The sequence below is a fragment of the Brachybacterium sp. EE-P12 genome, from assembly GCF_003711805.1.
Classification (GTDB): Bacteria; Actinomycetota; Actinomycetes; order Actinomycetales; family Dermabacteraceae; genus Brachybacterium.
In genome coordinates this window covers 236549-253274 of sequence record NZ_QXCP01000004.1, presented here as the reverse complement: position 1 = coordinate 253274, position 16726 = coordinate 236549, and the positions used below count along the sequence as shown (strand labels likewise).

At 73.1% G+C, this 16726-nt stretch carries 13 protein-coding genes; 5 read left to right on the top strand and 8 right to left on the bottom strand.

Going from position 1 to position 16726, the window contains the following annotated elements:
- Positions 1-13: 13 nt before the first annotated feature.
- The 4 genes from D1648_RS04270 to D1648_RS04255 all read right to left on the bottom strand — a co-directional run bounded on the left by D1648_RS04270 (position 14) and on the right by D1648_RS04255 (position 3301).
- Positions 14-1606, bottom strand: a complete 1593-nt coding sequence (locus D1648_RS04270) for an HNH endonuclease signature motif containing protein (RefSeq protein WP_241155352.1) — start codon at positions 1604-1606, stop codon at positions 14-16.
- A gap of 254 nt (positions 1607-1860) precedes the next feature.
- Positions 1861-2370 carry a GNAT family N-acetyltransferase gene (locus D1648_RS04265; protein ID WP_122939573.1) on the bottom strand — a complete coding sequence of 170 codons (510 nt, stop codon included), beginning with the start codon at positions 2368-2370 and terminating at the stop codon, positions 1861-1863.
- A complete protein-coding gene (locus tag D1648_RS04260; RefSeq protein WP_122939572.1) occupies positions 2367-2897 on the bottom strand; it encodes a GNAT family N-acetyltransferase in 531 nt (176 codons plus the stop codon). The genes D1648_RS04265 and D1648_RS04260 overlap by 4 nt, the downstream gene beginning before the upstream one ends.
- Positions 2894-3301: a GntR family transcriptional regulator gene (locus D1648_RS04255; protein WP_122940231.1), complete on the bottom strand. Its 408-nt coding sequence runs from the start codon at positions 3299-3301 to the stop codon at positions 2894-2896. Before D1648_RS04255 ends, D1648_RS04260 begins: the two co-directional genes overlap by 4 nt.
- Positions 3302-3380: 79 nt before the next feature.
- Here D1648_RS04255 and D1648_RS04250 point away from each other — a divergent pair, with 79 nt between their 5' ends.
- Positions 3381-5351, top strand: coding sequence for a hypothetical protein (locus D1648_RS04250; protein ID WP_164518580.1), 1971 nt, complete (start codon positions 3381-3383; stop codon positions 5349-5351).
- Here the strand turns inward: D1648_RS04250 and D1648_RS04245 are convergent, their stop codons facing one another.
- Genes D1648_RS04245 through glsA form a run of 4 tightly spaced genes read right to left on the bottom strand, consistent with a single transcriptional unit; the run spans position 5352 to position 9058 of the window.
- Positions 5352-6701, bottom strand: a complete 1350-nt coding sequence (locus D1648_RS04245; RefSeq protein ID WP_122939571.1) for a glycosyltransferase — start codon at positions 6699-6701, stop codon at positions 5352-5354.
- Positions 6698-7528, bottom strand: a complete 831-nt coding sequence (locus D1648_RS04240) for a DUF5926 family protein (RefSeq protein WP_122939570.1) — start codon at positions 7526-7528, stop codon at positions 6698-6700. The genes D1648_RS04245 and D1648_RS04240 overlap by 4 nt, the downstream gene beginning before the upstream one ends.
- A 10-nt stretch (positions 7529-7538) precedes the next feature.
- Positions 7539-8018: a GNAT family N-acetyltransferase gene (locus tag D1648_RS04235; protein WP_122939569.1), complete on the bottom strand. Its 480-nt coding sequence runs from the start codon at positions 8016-8018 to the stop codon at positions 7539-7541.
- The gene (gene glsA / locus D1648_RS04230; protein WP_122939568.1) at positions 8015-9058 is read right to left on the bottom strand and encodes a glutaminase A; all 1044 of its coding nucleotides are present in this window, start codon (positions 9056-9058) and stop codon (positions 8015-8017) included. Before glsA ends, D1648_RS04235 begins: the two co-directional genes overlap by 4 nt.
- A 281-nt stretch (positions 9059-9339) precedes the next feature.
- On the opposite strand from glsA, the gene pulA reads away from it, so the two are divergent.
- The 4 genes from pulA (at position 9340) to adhP (ending at position 16669) form a co-directional block, all read left to right on the top strand.
- Positions 9340-12561 (top strand): pullulanase-type alpha-1,6-glucosidase, encoded by a 3222-nt coding sequence (gene pulA, locus D1648_RS04225; RefSeq protein WP_122939567.1) that lies wholly within the window; start codon positions 9340-9342, stop codon positions 12559-12561.
- Positions 12562-12664: 103 nt separating this feature from the next.
- Positions 12665-13933: a transcriptional regulator gene (locus D1648_RS04220; protein ID WP_122939566.1), complete on the top strand. Its 1269-nt coding sequence runs from the start codon at positions 12665-12667 to the stop codon at positions 13931-13933.
- A gap of 96 nt (positions 13934-14029) precedes the next feature.
- The gene (gene adh / locus D1648_RS04215; protein ID WP_122939565.1) at positions 14030-15553 is read left to right on the top strand and encodes an aldehyde dehydrogenase; all 1524 of its coding nucleotides are present in this window, start codon (positions 14030-14032) and stop codon (positions 15551-15553) included.
- Between the two features lie 93 nt (positions 15554-15646).
- On the top strand, positions 15647-16669 hold the full coding sequence (adhP, locus tag D1648_RS04210) for an alcohol dehydrogenase AdhP (protein ID WP_122939564.1): 1023 nt from the start codon (positions 15647-15649) through the stop codon (positions 16667-16669).
- Positions 16670-16726 lie beyond the last annotated feature (57 nt).

The following is a 16726-nucleotide window of genomic DNA, read 5'->3' as shown; positions in this document are numbered from 1 at the left end:
CGAGATGGACGGATCAGAACGGCGGGTCCTGCTCCCAGTACTCGCGGTTCTCCTCGTCGGGGTCGGGCGGCGGGTCGTGCAGCGGGTCCGCCGGTCCCCATTCCTGCAGGATCCGGTCGATCTCGCCGTTCGCCTGCATCTGGTCGAGGTCCCGGTGCCAGCAGTACTCCTCCCACGACTCCATGAGCGCCCGGGCGTGATGGGGCGCGGCGAGGTCACCGCGAGGGGCGACGCGGGTGGTGATCAGCACCGGGGAGCCGACCGTCCAGGTCGTCGAGCCGTCGGGCTCCCGGACGGGGTCGATGCGGCCGGCGGTCTTGAGATCGTGATGCTTCCAGTGGAGCCGATGGAGGTTGTTCAGGTCAGTGGGCCCACCACGGGTGGGATCGGCGTGGTCGAACTCCTCGATGTGGTCGTTCTCGGCATCATCGGTGGTGGGGTGCATGCAGCCGGGGACCGCGCAGCGCGGGTCCTGCAGCCGGAGGTGCTCCACCTGCGCGGCGGAGGGGCGGTAGCGGTCGGGCGGCACCGGGAGGTACCGCCCCTTCAGCGGGTCGGCGAACACGCGGTACCAGACGGGCTCGGCGGCGGCGAGGTCGCGGGCCATCTGAGCGGGCAGCGGGTGGATCCCGTCGTACAGTGCAGGGGTGTCTGCGAGGCCCATCAGGGTGAGCACCGGGATGACGACGTTGACGCGGTGGCGCGGCGCGGGCACCTCGACGCCGCCCGTGTCGAGCTGGGTGCGCAGCAGGATCGCGTAGCGCAGCGCGGCGAGGGTCATGGCCCTCGCGTCGCGGGCCACGTCGCCGTCGAGGTCGAAGGGGATCGGCCCGTCCTGCTCGAGTGCGCGGCGCTGCTGGGCCTGGACCGCCTTCGCGGAGAGGTCGAGGCGCCGGGCGAGATCCAGGATCTCGGGGATGGGGCCGGTGATGCGCAGGCAGGCCGTGCCGTCGTCGTGCCCCGAGTTCTCGAGCGTCACGTCCCGCATCTCCTCGGGACGCTTCGTGGCCGGCTCGCGATCGAACCAGGAACGCAGCTGGCGCAGCTCGTCGCGGAAGCGGTCCGCGGGAATGGAGGCGAGGTCCCAGGAGGCGACGATCTCGTCGACCTGGGAGCGCTGGACGGGGGTGAGGTCGCGGACTGCCTTCATCATCCGCGTGTGCCACTCGACGGGCATGTCACCGTCGGCGAGGCGCTCGAAGGTCGCGGGCATCTCGGTGACGGCGGTGTGCGCGTCGTTGATCCGGTAGGAGGCGATCGCGGTCGTGGTGCGGGTCGCGATCGCGACGGCGAGGCTGCGCTCCTCGCGGTCGTCGTCGAGGTCGGGGTCCTCGTGGTCGATCCAGAAGGGAGCGAGGTCCCGCAGCCGGCGAGCATGGCGCCGGGAGTCCTCCCGCTCCTCCTCGAGCAGGCGGGCGATGGTCCGGGCGTCGGCGCCTCCGGGCTCGACGGCGCCGCGGCGCAGGAGGGAGTCCTCGGTGAGGGGTGCGCGTGCCCGCACCCGGGCGCGGGGCGGGGCGGTTGCGGCGCGCGAGGCCGGGCGGCGGTCGCCGGGACGCCGCGCGCGGGTGGAGGACGCCACAGGGCCGAGGTCCGTCGTGGTCATCGCCTCCACCTCCTCGTGGACTCGTCGTCGATGCCGCCGTGCTGGGTGTTCCAGCTGGTCATCACCCTACGGGACCACCCTGACATTCGACGCGCCGGGCCGCTGCGGGTCAGCGACGGATGTGGACGGCTGAGGCCTGTGGAGGAGAGGTCGCGCGCCGCAAGTCGCCCCGGCGGTCCGGATCAGGCGCGCGTCAGGCGCTCCTGGGCATCCGGCCACGGCACCGTCATCGGCTCGGCGCCGACGCGCACCGCTCAGGGCACGGACCGCTGAAGATCCAGCAGCCAGCGCTCCGCCTGACGGGTGCCGTCGGCCGGGTGCCGCACCTGTTCCCCCGTCGGTCGGGCGCCGAGAGCGCGGGCGACGGACTGCGAGGCCGTGTTGTCGGGGGAGATCAGGAGGACTGCCTCCCGCGCCCCGGTCACCGATCGCGCCCGCTCGACCACGGCCGACGCGAGCGGGATCCCGAAACCCCGACCGCGCGCCCGTTCGAGCAGCCAGTACGTCAGCGCCACCTGGTCCCGCGCAAGACCCGGCGCGAGCCGGTTCACCCCTCCCCCGCCGACCATCCGCCCGGCGTCCCCCTCGAACGCCGCGAGCTCCTGGACCGGTCCGTCCTTCCGCCAGCTCGCGCAGCGGCCGAGGAACTCCTCGAGCTGCTCCCGCTCCCACCTTCGCCCGATGATCTCGCGCGCGAGGGACTCGTCCTGACCGGCGAGGATCTCCTCGGCATGCGGCGGGCCCAGGCTCTCCAGGCGGATCATCCCGGCAGGTGCTTCCCCATCACGGACTTCCCCTCGGGGAGGCCGCCGATCACCTGCCAGCCGCGGCGGCGGTAGAGGCTGTGGCCGGCTCCGTCGGGGGCCTCGTCGGTCTGGAGCAGCGCCCGCCCGTGCGGGAGCCCTTCGAGCAGGGCGTCGTGCAGGAGACCGCCGAGTCCCCGGCGGCGGTGCTCGGGGTGCACGGCGAGCTCGACGAACTCCCAGTGCCCGCCCACCCAGGCGTCGGCCGCATCGCCCAGCACACCAGCGACCCTGTCGGCCCACCACTGTCCCCGCTGCCCGGTGTACCCCCAGGCGAAGCCCGCCAGCTCCCCGCCCAGCTCCGCGGTGACCAGTCGGAACTCGGCACGGGTGCGGTGCTGCTCCCAGAAGCGGTGCCGCCAGTCGTCCGCGTCCGCCACGGGACCGAAGGCCAGGGGCCACAGCGCGAGCACCCGATCCCGGAAGGGCTGCGCGCCCTCGCCGTCGTGCACGGCCAGGTGCGCAGCGGCGCCGTCCGTCGCGCTCATCGGCTCCCGCCCGCGCTCTCCCCCGCGAGCACCGCCCGCACGGTCGCGAGGATCTCCACGTCGCGCGCGCCGCGGGTGCGGGCCTCGGCGACGGGGCCGGCGAACAGGGAGAGCAGCGCCGCGTCGACGGGTCCGCCGTCCTCGCGCTGGACGGGCTCCGCCGCCCGACGCGCCTGCGCCACCGCTCCGGGCGCGATCGTGGTGCCCGCGCCGCGGCGGGTGACGATGATCTGCGCCTCCTCGAGGAGCTTGTAGGCGCGGGCGACGGTGCCGGCGGCGAGGCCGAGATCCGCGGCATGGGCGCGGATCGCAGGCAGTCGGTCGCCCGGCCGCAGCTCGCCGCTGCGCACCTGCTCGACGATCTCGCGACGGACCTGCTCGTACGGGGGCTGGGGAGAGGGCATGAGGACACGATAGGCGGAGGACGTGGAGGCCTCGTGCACCCCGGGGTCCGCGCCGGGCATCGGCCCGTAGCATCGGACCGTGTCCGCCTCCTCTGCTCGCTCCGTCCCGCGCTCCCTCCCCCGGTCCCTCGGGACGGTGCTGCTCGCCATCCTCGCCGCGCTCACGCTGCTGCCGATGGCCTCCTCACGGGCCGACGGTCCCGCCGAGGCCGATGCGCCGGTGCGCCTGGTCATCGCGACTGCCGGGCTGACCTGGGATGACATCGACGCGGAGAGCACCCCGGCGCTGCAGTGCCTCGCCGACCGCTCCGGGCTCGGCGCCATGAACACCACCTCCACCACCGTCGTCTCCACGAAGCGGCAGGGGCTCGAGACGCTGCGCACCGGCTACCGCGGTCTCGCCGAGGAGGCGCCGCGCACCAGCGGCATCCCGACCCCTCCGACGGACCAGTGGGAGCAGCTTCCCGTCGCCGTCGCCGAGACCGACTACCCGTCCGAGGTCCCCGAGGCGCTCGACGACGGAGACCTCGTCGAGCTCGTCGCGCCCTCGCTCCCCGATCACGACGATCCCGCCCGCGAGGAGGCGCTCACGGAGCTCGACGGCACGGTCGCCGCGACGCTCGAGGAGCTCGGCGGCTGCGAGGCCGCGGACCTGCCGCGCACCCTGCTGGTCTCCGTCGCCGCGACGGACCCGGAGGACCCGGAGGCGGTCGAGCGCACCGGCGCGGTCGCCTCCCGCACCGTCGGCCTGCAGGTCGCGATGGACACCGCCCTGCCCGGCCAGGCGCTGACCAGCGGTGCGACGAAGCAGAACGGCGTCGTGATGGTCACCGACGTGCTCGCCACGATCCTCTCCTCCCATGACGCGAGCGCCGCGGGGCTCATCCCCGGCCAGCCCTTCCGCGGCGTCGAGGACGCCGACGCCCAGCAGCTCGCCTGGGACCGGTCGGAGGCAGGTCGCCTCGTCGACGCCGCGACCGTCCCAGCGCTCGGGTCCTGGCTCGCGCTCGGCGTCGTCGGCCTCGTGATCGTGCTGGTCCCGTCGCTCGCCCGGCGACCGCGGCTCGCCGCCGTCGGCCGGTCCCTCGCCGCGATCGCGCCGCTCGCCCTGCCGGTGGGGCTGTGCGCCTCGCTCGTGCCGTGGTGGCGGGCGGAGAGCCCGACGCTCGCGCTGACCGGCGTGGTGTGGGGCGGAAGCGCGCTGCTGTCCGCGCTGGTGCTGGCCGGGCCGTGGCGGCGCAGCAGGTTCGGGCCCGTCGGCCTCTCCTCGGCGCTGATCGCGGGGATCGTCCTGCTCGAGTCGGCGACCGGGTCGCGACTGCAGCTCTCCTCCCCGCTCGGGGCGCAGCCGATCTCCGGCGGGCGCTTCTACGGGCTGTCCAACCACCTCTTCGGGCTGGTGCTGGCCGCGGCGCTGATGGCGCTGCTGTGCCTGTTCACAGTGGTGCACGCGCAGCGGGCACGGGTGCTGTGGACCGTCGGGGCGGGGCTCGCGGTGGCCGGGGTGTGCATCGCCCCGTCGATGGGCGCGGACTTCGGCTCGGGCCTCGCGACCATCCCGGCGTTCGGGCTGCTCGCCCTGCTGGTCTCCGGGATCCGACTGCGGGTGTGGCATGTGCTCGCCCTCGGTGCGGGCGGAGCGGCGGCGGTGCTCGGCGTGTCCTTCCTGGACTGGCTGCGGCCGCCCGAGGACCGCACCCACCTGGGACGCTTCATCGACGAGCTGCTCAGCGGCGAGCTGGTCGCGGTGATCGTGCGCAAGCTCGCCCAGAACATCCAGATGGCCACCGGCTACTGGGCGCTCGCGCTGCTGCTCGTGCTCGCCGTGCTCGCCTCGATCGCGATCCTCATGCCGCGCCGGCTGCGGTGGCGGCGGCTGGTCGCGCTCGACGAGGCGCATCCTGTCGCCCAGCGAGTGCGGGTCGCGCTGGTGGTCGGGGCGTGGGTGGGCTACGCCGTCAACGACACCGGGCCCGTGCTCGTCGCCGCGATGCTCGGGATCTGGCTCGCGCACCTCCCGGCGATCCTCCCGGATCCGGAGCGCGGCTGATCAGGCGTTGCCGGCGTCGACCGCGGCGTGGACGACCAGGGAGGTGTACTCCTCCGGGGTCAGCGGCGCGGTGAGCGTCTCGGGGATCTCCGGCTCCCCCACCTGCAGGTGCGAGGCGATGATCACCGCATGCGCGGGGGCGAAGCGGCCCTCGACGGGCGCGGCGGCGAGGCGGGCGGCGAGCTGCTCGAGGTCGATGCCGGCGAGATAGACGACGTCGTCGGGCGCGAAGTCTCCCTCCACCCGCAGGGCGCGCAGCCGGGCGTCGAGCTCGGCGGGGTCCACGTCGCCGAGCGCCCGGGTCTCGTCATCGGAGAGCTCGCCGTCCACGGGCAGGTCGGCGAGGGTGATCCGGCGGCGCTCGGCGCGGCCCGCGACCTCCTCCGCGCTCTCGGGCACGACGGTCCAGACCTTCGCCTCGTCGTGATCGTCGCCGCCCGTGGGCAGCGGCGCGGGCTCGGGCGGGCTCTCGGCCGACGGGAGCTCCCGCAGCGGTGCCGGGGCGTCCTCCTCCTCCTCGATCTCCGGGCTGAGGTGGCGCTTGCGGGCCAGCGCGCGCAGCACGTCGCGCAGCTGGGCGGCGCGGTGCAGGCGGCCGCGCAGATCATTGCCGGTGGCGCGGTGGTGGAGCTCGGCGGGGACCTCCTTGACCCAGAAGCCGGCGGTGAGCGCATCGATCGTCAGCGAGGTCTCCACGCCCCAGCCGGGGGCGAGGGGCTGGCAGGCCTGCCAGGTCTCGCGCGTGATGCAGCGGGTGCCGGACAGCGGCTGTGCGGCCTCCCACCCTGTCGCGCGCTCGATACCGCGGCGGGCGGTGCGGACCACGACGCCCATCCCTCCGGCGCCGGGCTGCGGGGGCAGCAGGGCGATGGCCATGTCGACGCCCTCGCCGAGCACCGCCTCGACCAGCGGCTGCGCGGCCGCCGCGGTCTCGCCCATGTCCGCGTCCAGGAACAGCAGGGCGCGCGGCACGGGATCGCTCGCATCGATGACGGGAAGCGGACCGGTGTGGCCGGGCGAGCGGGGCTCGGCGTGCAGCTCCTCGGAGAAGCTCTCCCCGCCGTCGGCCCGCTCGGCGCCCTCCTGGATCGCGACCATCTGCGCGCCCGTGGCCATCGCCGCGGCCTTGCCGCGGTTGGTCTTGTGCCGCACGACCAGGGCGTCGGCCCCCATCGCGACGGCGGAGGTCGCATCGGAGGAGCCGTCGTCGACGACGACGACCAGGTCCACACCGGGGATCCCCCGGGCCGACGCTATCGTCGCCTCGATCCGCTCCGCCTCGTTCTTGGCGGGGATCACGACGGCGACCCGCTCGGGGCGATGCGCCGTCAGCGGCCCCGCGGCGCTCATCGCAGCGTCACCTGGCGGGCGACGATGCCGCCGCGGGCGCGACGCTCGAGCGCCGTGAGCGGCTCGGTGGAGGCCAGCGCCTCCTCGAAGCGGCTGCGGAAGGACTCGGCCTCCGCCTCGACGGCCTCGACCCCGGCGCCCTTCGGCAGGTCCCACACGGGGATCGACATGCCCTCGGCGCGGAAGGAGCCGACGTACTTCGCGCCCTCGCACACCGCGGACTCGCGCCGGGCGTGCAGGCGGGTGACGGCGTCGATCACGCGGTCCTCGTCGGCGTCGAGCACCCAGCGCAGATGCTCCTTGGCCCCGGCGTCGACCCAGTAGGCGTGCGGCAGGCCCTCGACGGGGCGGGTGGGCATGATCGAGTCGTTCGCCTGGGAGATCGCCTGCTCGATCTCGCCGGTGCGCTCGGCGCTCGGGTCCAGCCAGAACTCGAAGGTGTCCTGGACCTGGATCGCGAAGTCGCCGGAGAGGTCCAGGACGTCCTGGAGCCGCGGGGAGTCGTCCTCGAGGGCGACGGCGGTGACCGGGCTGCCGGGCTCGAGCGCGGCCGCCTGACGGATCGCCTGCCCGATGCCGCGCGAGAGGTCGCCGCCGGGGAACGGGGCCTGCACGCCGACGGTGATCGTGCCGTCGGTGCGGCGCACGGCGGGCCAGGTCATCGGGAGGATCGTGGCGAGCTCGACGTCCACCGCGCCGTGCTCCTGGGTGGTCCTCGCCGTCATGGTCGCCGCGGGGATCAGCTGGCGCATCGCGACCAGGTCCTGCTCGTTGGGCAGGCCCTCGAAGGGACGACGGACCAGCTCGTTGCGCGAAGGGGAACTCATGACGGGAAGTCTACCGATCGGGAACGTGCTCCATGAGGATCTCGGTCGCGTCCTCGGGGTTCGGGCCGACGAGGGTGAATCCGCTCCGTTCGTAGAGACGGCGGGCGGGGAGGTTCGTCTCGACGACCTCCAGCCTCAGGGAGAGACCCGGGTGGTGCGCGGCGAGCCGGTCGAGGGCGGCCGTGATCAGGAGCGCGCCGACGCCCCTCCCCCGTGCCTCGGGCGCGACCCACATCGAGTAGAGGTGCGCGGGCCCGTCCTCCACGACCACGCGCGCCATCCCGACGGGGACGCCGTCGACCTCGGCGATCAGGGCGGGGCCGGGGCGGGTGAAGTACCCGTGCCAGTAGGCCTCCCCGTCCTGCGCGTCCCGCTCCAGGGTGGAGGCGAGGGTGCTGGCGAAGGCGTCGGGGTCCTCGCGCAGCGCCCTCAGGCGCAGGGCGCGCCAGATCCGCCACTCCTCCGGGCCGAGCTCCCGCACGGCGCTCACGGGTGCGTCCCCGCGTCCATCAGCTCGCGCGCCGCGTCCTCGAGATCGCGCTGCCGCGCCCCGTCGAGCATGTGGAGCGAGAAGTCCTCGCTGAGCCGCTCGAAGAAGAGGGTGCCGCGCACCGAGTTGCCGTGCAGGTCCAGCTGCGGGGCATAGCTCGCCACGCCGAAGCGGGCGGGCAGCGCCGCGATGATGCCGCCTCCCACCCCGGACTTCGCCGGCAGGCCCACGTCGCTGACCCAGTCCCCGGCGTTGTCGTACATCCCGCAGGTGAACATCACGGAGAGCACCTGCCGCGCGGCGACGCGGGAGAACACCTTCTGCCCGGTCAGCGGATTGGTGCCGCCGGAGGCGAGGGTCGCGGCCATGACGGCGAGGTCCGTGACGGTGGTGAGCACGGCGCAGCCCTCGATGTAGCCGTCGACCACCTCGACAGCGTCCTCCGTCATCGAGCCGGCCGCGCGCAGCATGTAGGCGAGCGCGTAGTTGCGGTCCGCGCTGCGGCCCTCCTCCCGCCAGGTCTCCTCGTGCGGGACCAGCCGGTGGCCGGCGGCCGCGTCGAGCACCGCGCGCAGGCGCTGCGTGCGCTCCGCCTTCGTGGTGCCCAGCATCGCGTGGGTGCGGATCGCGCCGATGTTCACCAGCGGGTTCTTCGGCTTCCTGGTGACGGGGTCGATGCTCAGCGCGTTGAACTCCTCCCCCGTCGGCTCCTCGTCGACGACCTGATCGACGTGGTCCATGCCGTGCAGGTCGATCGCGGCGCCGTAGGCGAAGGCCTTCGAGATCGACTGCATGGGGAAGGCGTGGTCGGTGCCGGCGGCCGTGATCTCCCCCTCGAGCGAGCAGACGGCCGCGCCGAGATGGTCCTCGCGCGCGCCGGAGAGGAAGGAGAGCGCGGGGATCTCGCCGTCGGCCTCGGCGCCGCCGATGATGCCGCGGTCCACCCACCCCGCCTCCGGGTCGGTGACCGCGGTGGCGGTGGACAGGGCCGTGGTCAGCCGGTCCAGGTACAGGGACAGGGAGGTCTGCGCACTGGTCACGCCCCGACCGTACCGCCCGCGGCGGTCACCGCTCCGGCCGACGAGACCGCACAGGTCGCCCGCAGGTCACCCGACCGGCATGTCTCGGCGGACCGCACCTGCGCACCCGGGATGCCGGCCATGACGGACTGAAAGTTCTTGCAGGTTTGCCGAACCCGTTGAGGAGGATTCCTCCAGGCTCTAGGGTCGATGGCGGGCGCTACCGCGCCGACGCGGCGCCTGTGCTGCAAGTTGTTGCAGTGCGGCGCCCCTTCCAGTGCCCGGACAGAGGAGTCCCCCGCATGTCCCCCTCCCCCGCCCTGCGCCGCCCGCTGGCGCTGCTCACCGCGCTCGTGACCACCGCGGCCGCCGCGCTCATCGCGGCGCCTTCAGCGCAGGCGCTCGCCCCCGACCAACCGGTGCTCGCCGGCTCGCTCCAGGACGAGCTGGGCTGTGCCGAGGACTGGATGCCGCAGTGCGAGGCGACCGCGCTCGTGCTCGACGCCGCGACCGGCCGGTACACGTTCACCACCGACGCGCTGCCCCGCGGGACCTACGAGGTCAAGGTCGCTGTCGGAGGGTCCTGGGACGAGAACTACGGCGTCGGCGGCGCCCCCGGCGGGGCGAACTACACGTTCTCGACACAGGAAGGGGCTCGTGTGACCTTCACCTATGACCCGGCCACCCACGAGCTCGCCATCGACGCCGGCGATCCGCTCACCGCGGGCGACGGGCAGATGCTCGGCCACCTCGTCGACACGGACACGATCGCCTGGCCGTCCGACCTGGTGTCCGACGCGGGCGCGACGCGCTGGGAGCTGTTGGCCTCGTCGGGCGGCGGGATCTCCGCCGACGGTGACGAGGCCACCGGCGGGAGGAGCCTCGGCGAGCTGACACTGCGGGAGGGAGGCCTCGCCGAGGACGAGCTCACAGGCCGCGCGCATCTGAGCGGCCACCTCGCCCTCGACCTGCCCGAGCTCGAGCGCGCGGAGCTCGAGAAGGCTCTGCGCGGCCAGCTCGCCGTCGCCCAGCACGGCCCGGACGGTCTGGAAGTGCTCACAGGTCTGCAGATCCCCGGTGTGCTCGACGCGCTCTACGCGGAAGCCGCCGCGGAGCAGGAGCTGGGCGTGACCTGGGACGACGGCGCGCCGAGCCTCGCACTGTGGGCGCCGACGGCCCGCTCCGTCACCCTGCAGCTGCATGGCCCGGCGGACGAGTCCACCGCCCCGTCGGACCCCGTGCGGAAATTCCCGATGAGGCGCGGAGCGGACGGCACGTGGAGCGTCGACGGAAGGAAGCACTGGGCCGGCCAGGCCTACACCTTCGCGGTCGAGGTGTACGTGCCCGCCCTCGACCAGGTCGTCACCAACGTCGTCACCGACCCGTACTCCGTGGGCCTGACCGTGAACTCGACCCATTCGGTGCTCGTGGACCTCGACGATCCGCGCTGGGCGCCGGAGGTGTGGGCCGACACGCCCGCCCCCGAGGTCGCGCAGTTCGCCGACCAGACCATCTACGAGATGCACCTGCGGGACTTCTCCGCCGGGGACGAGGGGCTGCCCGAGGGGATCCGCGGCTCCTACGCCGCCGTCGGCCACCCGGACTCGGCCGGCTCCGCGCGTCTGGCCGAGCTCGCCGAGGCGGGCATGACCACGGTGCACCTGCTGCCCACCTTCGACATCGCGACCATCGAGGAGGACCGCTCCGCGCAGCAGCATCCCGACATCCCCGCCGATGCCGGCCCCGCCTCTCCCGCGCAGCAGGAGGCGGTGACCGCCGTCGCCGACCAGGACGCCTACAACTGGGGCTACGACCCCCTGCACTACATGGCGCCCGAGGGCTCGTATGCGACCGAGGGCCACCAGGTCGGCGGCGAGCGCACGCGCCAGTTCCGCGGGATGGTCGGCCAGCTGCACTCCATGGGCCTGCAGGTCGTGCTCGACCAGGTGTACAACCACACCGCCGCGCACGGGCAGTCCGAGCGCTCCGTGCTCGACCGCATCGTCCCCGGCTACTACCAGCGCCTGGATCTGAGCGGCGGGGTCGAGAACTCCACCTGCTGCTCCAACGTCGCGACCGAGCACGCGATGGCGCAGAAGCTCATGGTCGACTCGACCGTGACCTGGGCGAGGGACTACGGCGTCGACGGATTCCGCTTCGACCTCATGGGCCATCACAGCCGGGAGAACATGCTCGCCGTGCGCGAGGCGCTGGACGAGCTGACCCTCGAGAGCGACGGCGTGGACGGGAAGGGCATCTACCTCTACGGCGAGGGCTGGGACTTCGGCGAGGTCGCCGACAACGCCCGCTTCACCCAGGCCACCCAGGGGCAGCTGGGCGGCACCTCGATCGGCACCTTCAACGACCGCCTACGCGATGCCGTGCACGGCGGCAGCCCCTTCGACACCGACAAGCGCACCTCCCAGGGCTTCGGCAACGGGCTCGCCACCATGCCGAACGGCTTCGCCGAGGTGGGCGAGGCCGAGCAGCTGACCGATCTGCGTCACCGCACCGACCTGATCCGGATCGGGATGGCGGGCAACCTCGCCGACTACGAGCTGCTCGGCTCGACCGGAGAGGTGGTGCGCGGGGACCAGCTGGACTACAACGGTGCGCCGGCCGGGTACGCGACGGCGCCCGAGGAGACGGTGAACTACGTCGACGCGCACGACAACGAGGCGCTGTACGACATGAACGTGTGGAAGCTGCCGCAGGACGCTCCGATGGACGTGCGGGTGCGGATGAACACCCTGTCGCTCGCGACGGTGGCGCTCGGCCAGTCCCCCTCCTTCTGGGCCGGCGGCACCGACCTGATGCGCTCGAAGTCCCTGGACCGCGACAGCTACGACTCCGGAGACCACTTCAACGCCATCGACTGGTCGATGCAGGACAACGGCTACGGGAACGGGCTGCCGCCGGCGGAGAAGAACGGCGAGGCCTGGGAGCTGATGGGGCCGATGCTCGAGGACCCGGCGAAGGATCCCGCCACCGAGGACATCGCGACCAGCAGCGAGGTCACCCTGGACCTGCTGCGCCTGCGCTCCTCCACCCCGCTGTTCACCCTCGGCGACGCGGACCTCATCCGCCAGAAGGTCACCTTCCCGAACGCCGGCCCCGAGGCGACCCCGGGCCTGCTCGTGATGCGGATCGACGACACCGTCGGCCCCGACGTCGACCCCGCCCTCGACGGCGCGGTCACCGTCTTCAACGCCTCGGACGAGCCGCTCACCGAGCAGATCGAGGACATGGCCGGGCTCGGCTACCGGCTCCACGAGGTGCAGGCGAACGGCGCCGACGACGTGGTCAAGGACGCGAGCTGGGACGCGGCGACGGGGACCGTGAGCGTGCCCGCGCACACCGTCGCCGTGTTCGTCGCCGAGCAGGGCGCAGGCGAGGACGGCGGCAAGCGCACCGGCCCGCCGGAGCATGCCGGGCAGCAGGGGAAGCCCGGGCACGCCGGGGAGCAGGGCCCGCCCGCGCACTCGAACGGAACAGCGAAGGGGCGTGCTGCGGGCGAGGGATGAGCGGGCCGGCCCGCCCACGCTCGTTGCCACCCCTCCCCCGCCGGGGTACCGTCGTCGCACCTGTGGCACGAACGACGACGAGGTGGATCGTGGGCGAGGCAGGATGACCGTCACCGACCGGTCACCGACGGATTCCGATTACCAGGCGCGCGTGCGGCGTGCGCATGCGGAGCTGCGCGCGAGCCCCTCCCCCGAGATCGCTCCGTGGCCGGTGCGCGCGCCGGTGCTGGACTCCTGGCGGCGCTCGCTGGCGGCGGCGCCCGTCGGCGCGAGGTCGGCGCGCGCGGTGCTCGAGGGGGACGAGCTCGACCGGGCCCGCCGCGCCCATCCCTTCTCGGCGATGCTGCCGCTGCTGCGCTCGCGGCTGATCGAGCCGGCCGTCGAGGCGGGGCTCGTGGTCGCCCTCGGCGACGCCGCGGGCCGTCTGCTCTGGGTCGAGGGCCGCTCCTCGGTGACCGCCCGGGCCGACGAGATGGGCTTCGCCGAGGGCGCCGACTGGTCCGAGCCGGCGATGGGCACCTCCGCCCCGGCTCTCGCGCTCACCACCGGGACCCCGTTCCAGGTGGTGGGGGCGGAGCACTTCCACGAGGCGGTGCACGCCTGGAGCTGCAGCGCCGTGCCCGTGCTCGATCCGCGCACCGGCCGCGCCGTCGGAGTCCTCGACGTGACCGGCAGCGCAGACGCCGTCGCGCCGCTCGTGCTGCCGCTGCTCGAGGCGACCTCCCGCGCCGTCCAGGACGAGCTGCGCGGGCAGCTCCCCGAGCCCCGCCGCTCCCCCGGCTCGCCCGCCGAGCTGCTGCTGACCGGGCGGCGCACCCCGCTGCTGCGCTGCGGGGACCACGAGATCGAACTCGGCCGGCGCCATGCCGAGCTGCTGACCCTCCTCCATCTCGCGAGCGAGGGAATCCGCGGGGCGGAGCTCGCCGAGGAGCTGCACGGGAGCGCGTCCGCCGAAGGGACCGTGCGCGCCGAGGTGGTGCGCCTGCGCCGCGTCCTCAGCCGGGCGGGCGGGCCCGAGATCGCCTCACGCCCGTACCGACTGCTGGGCGAGGTCGACAGCGACCTGCGGCGAACCCGCGCGGCGCTCTCCCGGGCGGATCTTGACGCGGCGCTGACCCACTGGCGCGGCGAGCTGCTGCCGGAGTCCGAGGCCCCCGCGATCCGGCACCTGCGCGCCCGGACGGGTGAGCACCTGCGCGAGCTGGTGCTCGAGCGCGGTACCGCGACGCAGCTGTGGGCCTACGCGCAGCTCCCCGCCACGGCGGATGACCTCGAGGTGCTCATGGCGATCCTGCAGGTCGCCGCTCCGGACGCTCCCGAGCGGGCCGCGGCGGCGGCCCGGGCGCGCGAGCTGCGGGGCGAGGCGGGCTGAGCGGCCGCCTCCGCACCCCGTGCAACGTCCGTGCAACGTGACGCGGGTTACGGTCAGGGGACTTCGACCGTCCGCGATCGCAACGAAGGGAACGCCATGACTGTCTACGCACGCCCCGGCACCGAGGGCTCGAAGGTCACCTTCGAGCCCCGCTACGAGAACTGGATCGGCGGGCAGTGGGTGCCGCCCGTGAAGGGCGAGTACTTCGAGAACCCCTCCCCCGTGACCGGGCAGGTCTTCACCGAGGTCGCCCGCTCCACCGCCGAGGACGTCGAGCTCGCCCTCGATGCCGCCCACGCCGCCGCCCCCTCCTGGGGGAAGACCTCCGTGGCCGAGCGCGCGGTGATCCTGAATCGGATCGCCGACCGCATCGAGGAGAACCTCGAGCTGCTCGCGGTCGCGGAGACCTGGGACAACGGCAAGGCCATCCGCGAATGCCTCAATGCCGACCTGCCGCTGGCGGTGGACCACTTCCGCTACTTCGCCGGCGCGATCCGCGCCCAGGAGGGCGCGCTCTCCCAGATCGACGACGACACCGTCGCCTACCACTTCCACGAACCGCTGGGAGTGGTCGGCCAGATCATCCCCTGGAACTTCCCGATCCTCATGGCGACCTGGAAGCTCGCCCCGGCGCTCGCCGCCGGCAACTGCGTGGTGCTCAAGCCCGCCGAGCAGACCCCCGCCTCGATCCTCGTGCTCATCGAGCTGATCGGCGACCTGCTGCCCGACGGCGTGGTCAACGTGGTCAACGGCTTCGGCGCCGAGGCCGGCAAGCCGCTGGCCTCCAACTCCCGGATCGCGAAGATCGCGTTCACCGGCGAGACCACCACGGGCCGGCTCATCATGCAGTACGCGAGCCAGAACCTGATCCCGGTGACCCTGGAGCTCGGCGGGAAGAGCCCGAACATCTTCTTCGACGACGTCGGCTCCCAGCAGGACGCCTTCTACGACAAGGCGCTCGAGGGTTTCGCGATGTTCTCGCTGAACCAGGGCGAGGTGTGCACCTGTCCCTCCCGTGCGCTGGTGCAGGAGGGGATCTACGACTCCTTCGTCGCCGACGGCATCGCCCGCGTCGAGGCCACGACGCAGGGCGATCCTCTGGACACCGACACGATGATCGGCGCACAGGCCAGCAACGACCAGCTCGAGAAGATCCTGTCCTATCTCGACATCGGCAGGCAGGAGGGCGCGAAGCTGATCACGGGCGGGGAGCGCGCCGATCTCGGCGGGGACCTCTCGGGCGGCTACTACGTCACCCCCACGATCTTCGAGGGCGACAACTCGATGCGGATCTTCCAGGAGGAGATCTTCGGCCCCGTGCTGGCCCTGACGCGGTTCAGCGACTACGACCAGGCGATCTCGATCGCGAACGACACCCTGTACGGGCTCGGCGCGGGCGTGTGGTCCCGGCAGCAGAACACGATCTACCGCGCAGGCCGCGCGATCCAGGCCGGACGCGTGTGGGTGAACAACTACCACTCCTATCCCGCGCACGCCGCCTTCGGCGGATACAAGTCCTCCGGCATCGGCCGCGAGAACCACCTGATGATGCTCGACCACTACCAGCAGACCAAGAACCTGCTGGTCTCCTACTCGGAGAACAAGCTCGGCTTCTTCTGAGCCGGCCGAGTCCACCACCCCCAGGTCCCTCCGTGCCGCGCGGACGGACCACTCACACCGCTGCCCGGAGACGGGCTGACCGAGGAGACCCGAATGCCCACCACCATGACCGCCGCCGTCGTCCACGAGTTCGGACGGGAGCTCGCCGTCGAGGAGTACACGCTGCCCGATCCCGGCCCCGGCCAGGCCCTCGTCAAGCTGATCTCCTCCGGCGTGTGCCACACCGACCTGCACGCCGCCGAGGGCGACTGGCCCGTCAAGCCCTCCCCGCCCTTCGTCCCCGGGCACGAAGGGGTGGGCACGGTCGAGAGGGTCGGCGAGGGCGTCACCGACGTGAAGGTCGGCGACGTGATCGGCAACGCCTGGCTGTGGAGTGCCTGCGGGGACTGCCAGTACTGCCGCACCGGCTGGGAGACCCTCTGCGAGGAGCAGAACAACGGCGGCTACAGCGTCGACGGCTCCTTCGGCCAGTACATGCTGGTCGAGACCAGGTTCGCCGCCCGTATCCCCGAGGGCGCCGACCCCTACGAGATCGCGCCCGTGCTGTGCGCCGGGGTGACCGTCTACAAGGGGCTCAAGCGCACCGAGGTGCAGCCCGGCCAGTGGGTCGTGATCTCCGGCATCGGCGGGCTCGGCCACATCGCCGTCCAGTACGCGGTGGCGATGGGGATGCGCGTGATCGCGGTGGACATCGCCCAGGAGAAGCTCGACCTCGCCACGAAGCACGGCGCCGAGATCGTGGTGGACGCGAGCGTCGAGGACCCGGTCGAGGCGATCCAGGAGCAGGTCGGGGGCAGCCACGGCGTGCTCGTCACGGCCGTGCACCCCAAGGCGTTCGGGCAGGCGATCGGGATGACCCGCCGCGGCGGCACGATCGTGTTCAACGGGCTGCCCCCGGGCGACTTCCCCGCCCCGATCTTCGACATCGTGCTCAAGGGCCTGACGATCCGCGGCTCGATCGTCGGCACCCGCCAGGACCTCGCCGAGGCGATCGAGTTCTACGCCGCCGGGAAGATCCATCCCACCTGCTCGCGACGCTCCCTCGAGGACATCAACCAGATCCTCGGCGAGATGAAGGAGGGGAAGATCGACGGACGAGTGGTGATCGAGTACTGAGCGGATCCCGGCGGGCCCCGTCGGCGTCTACGCTGGGAGCGGGAGCGACCCTCGCTC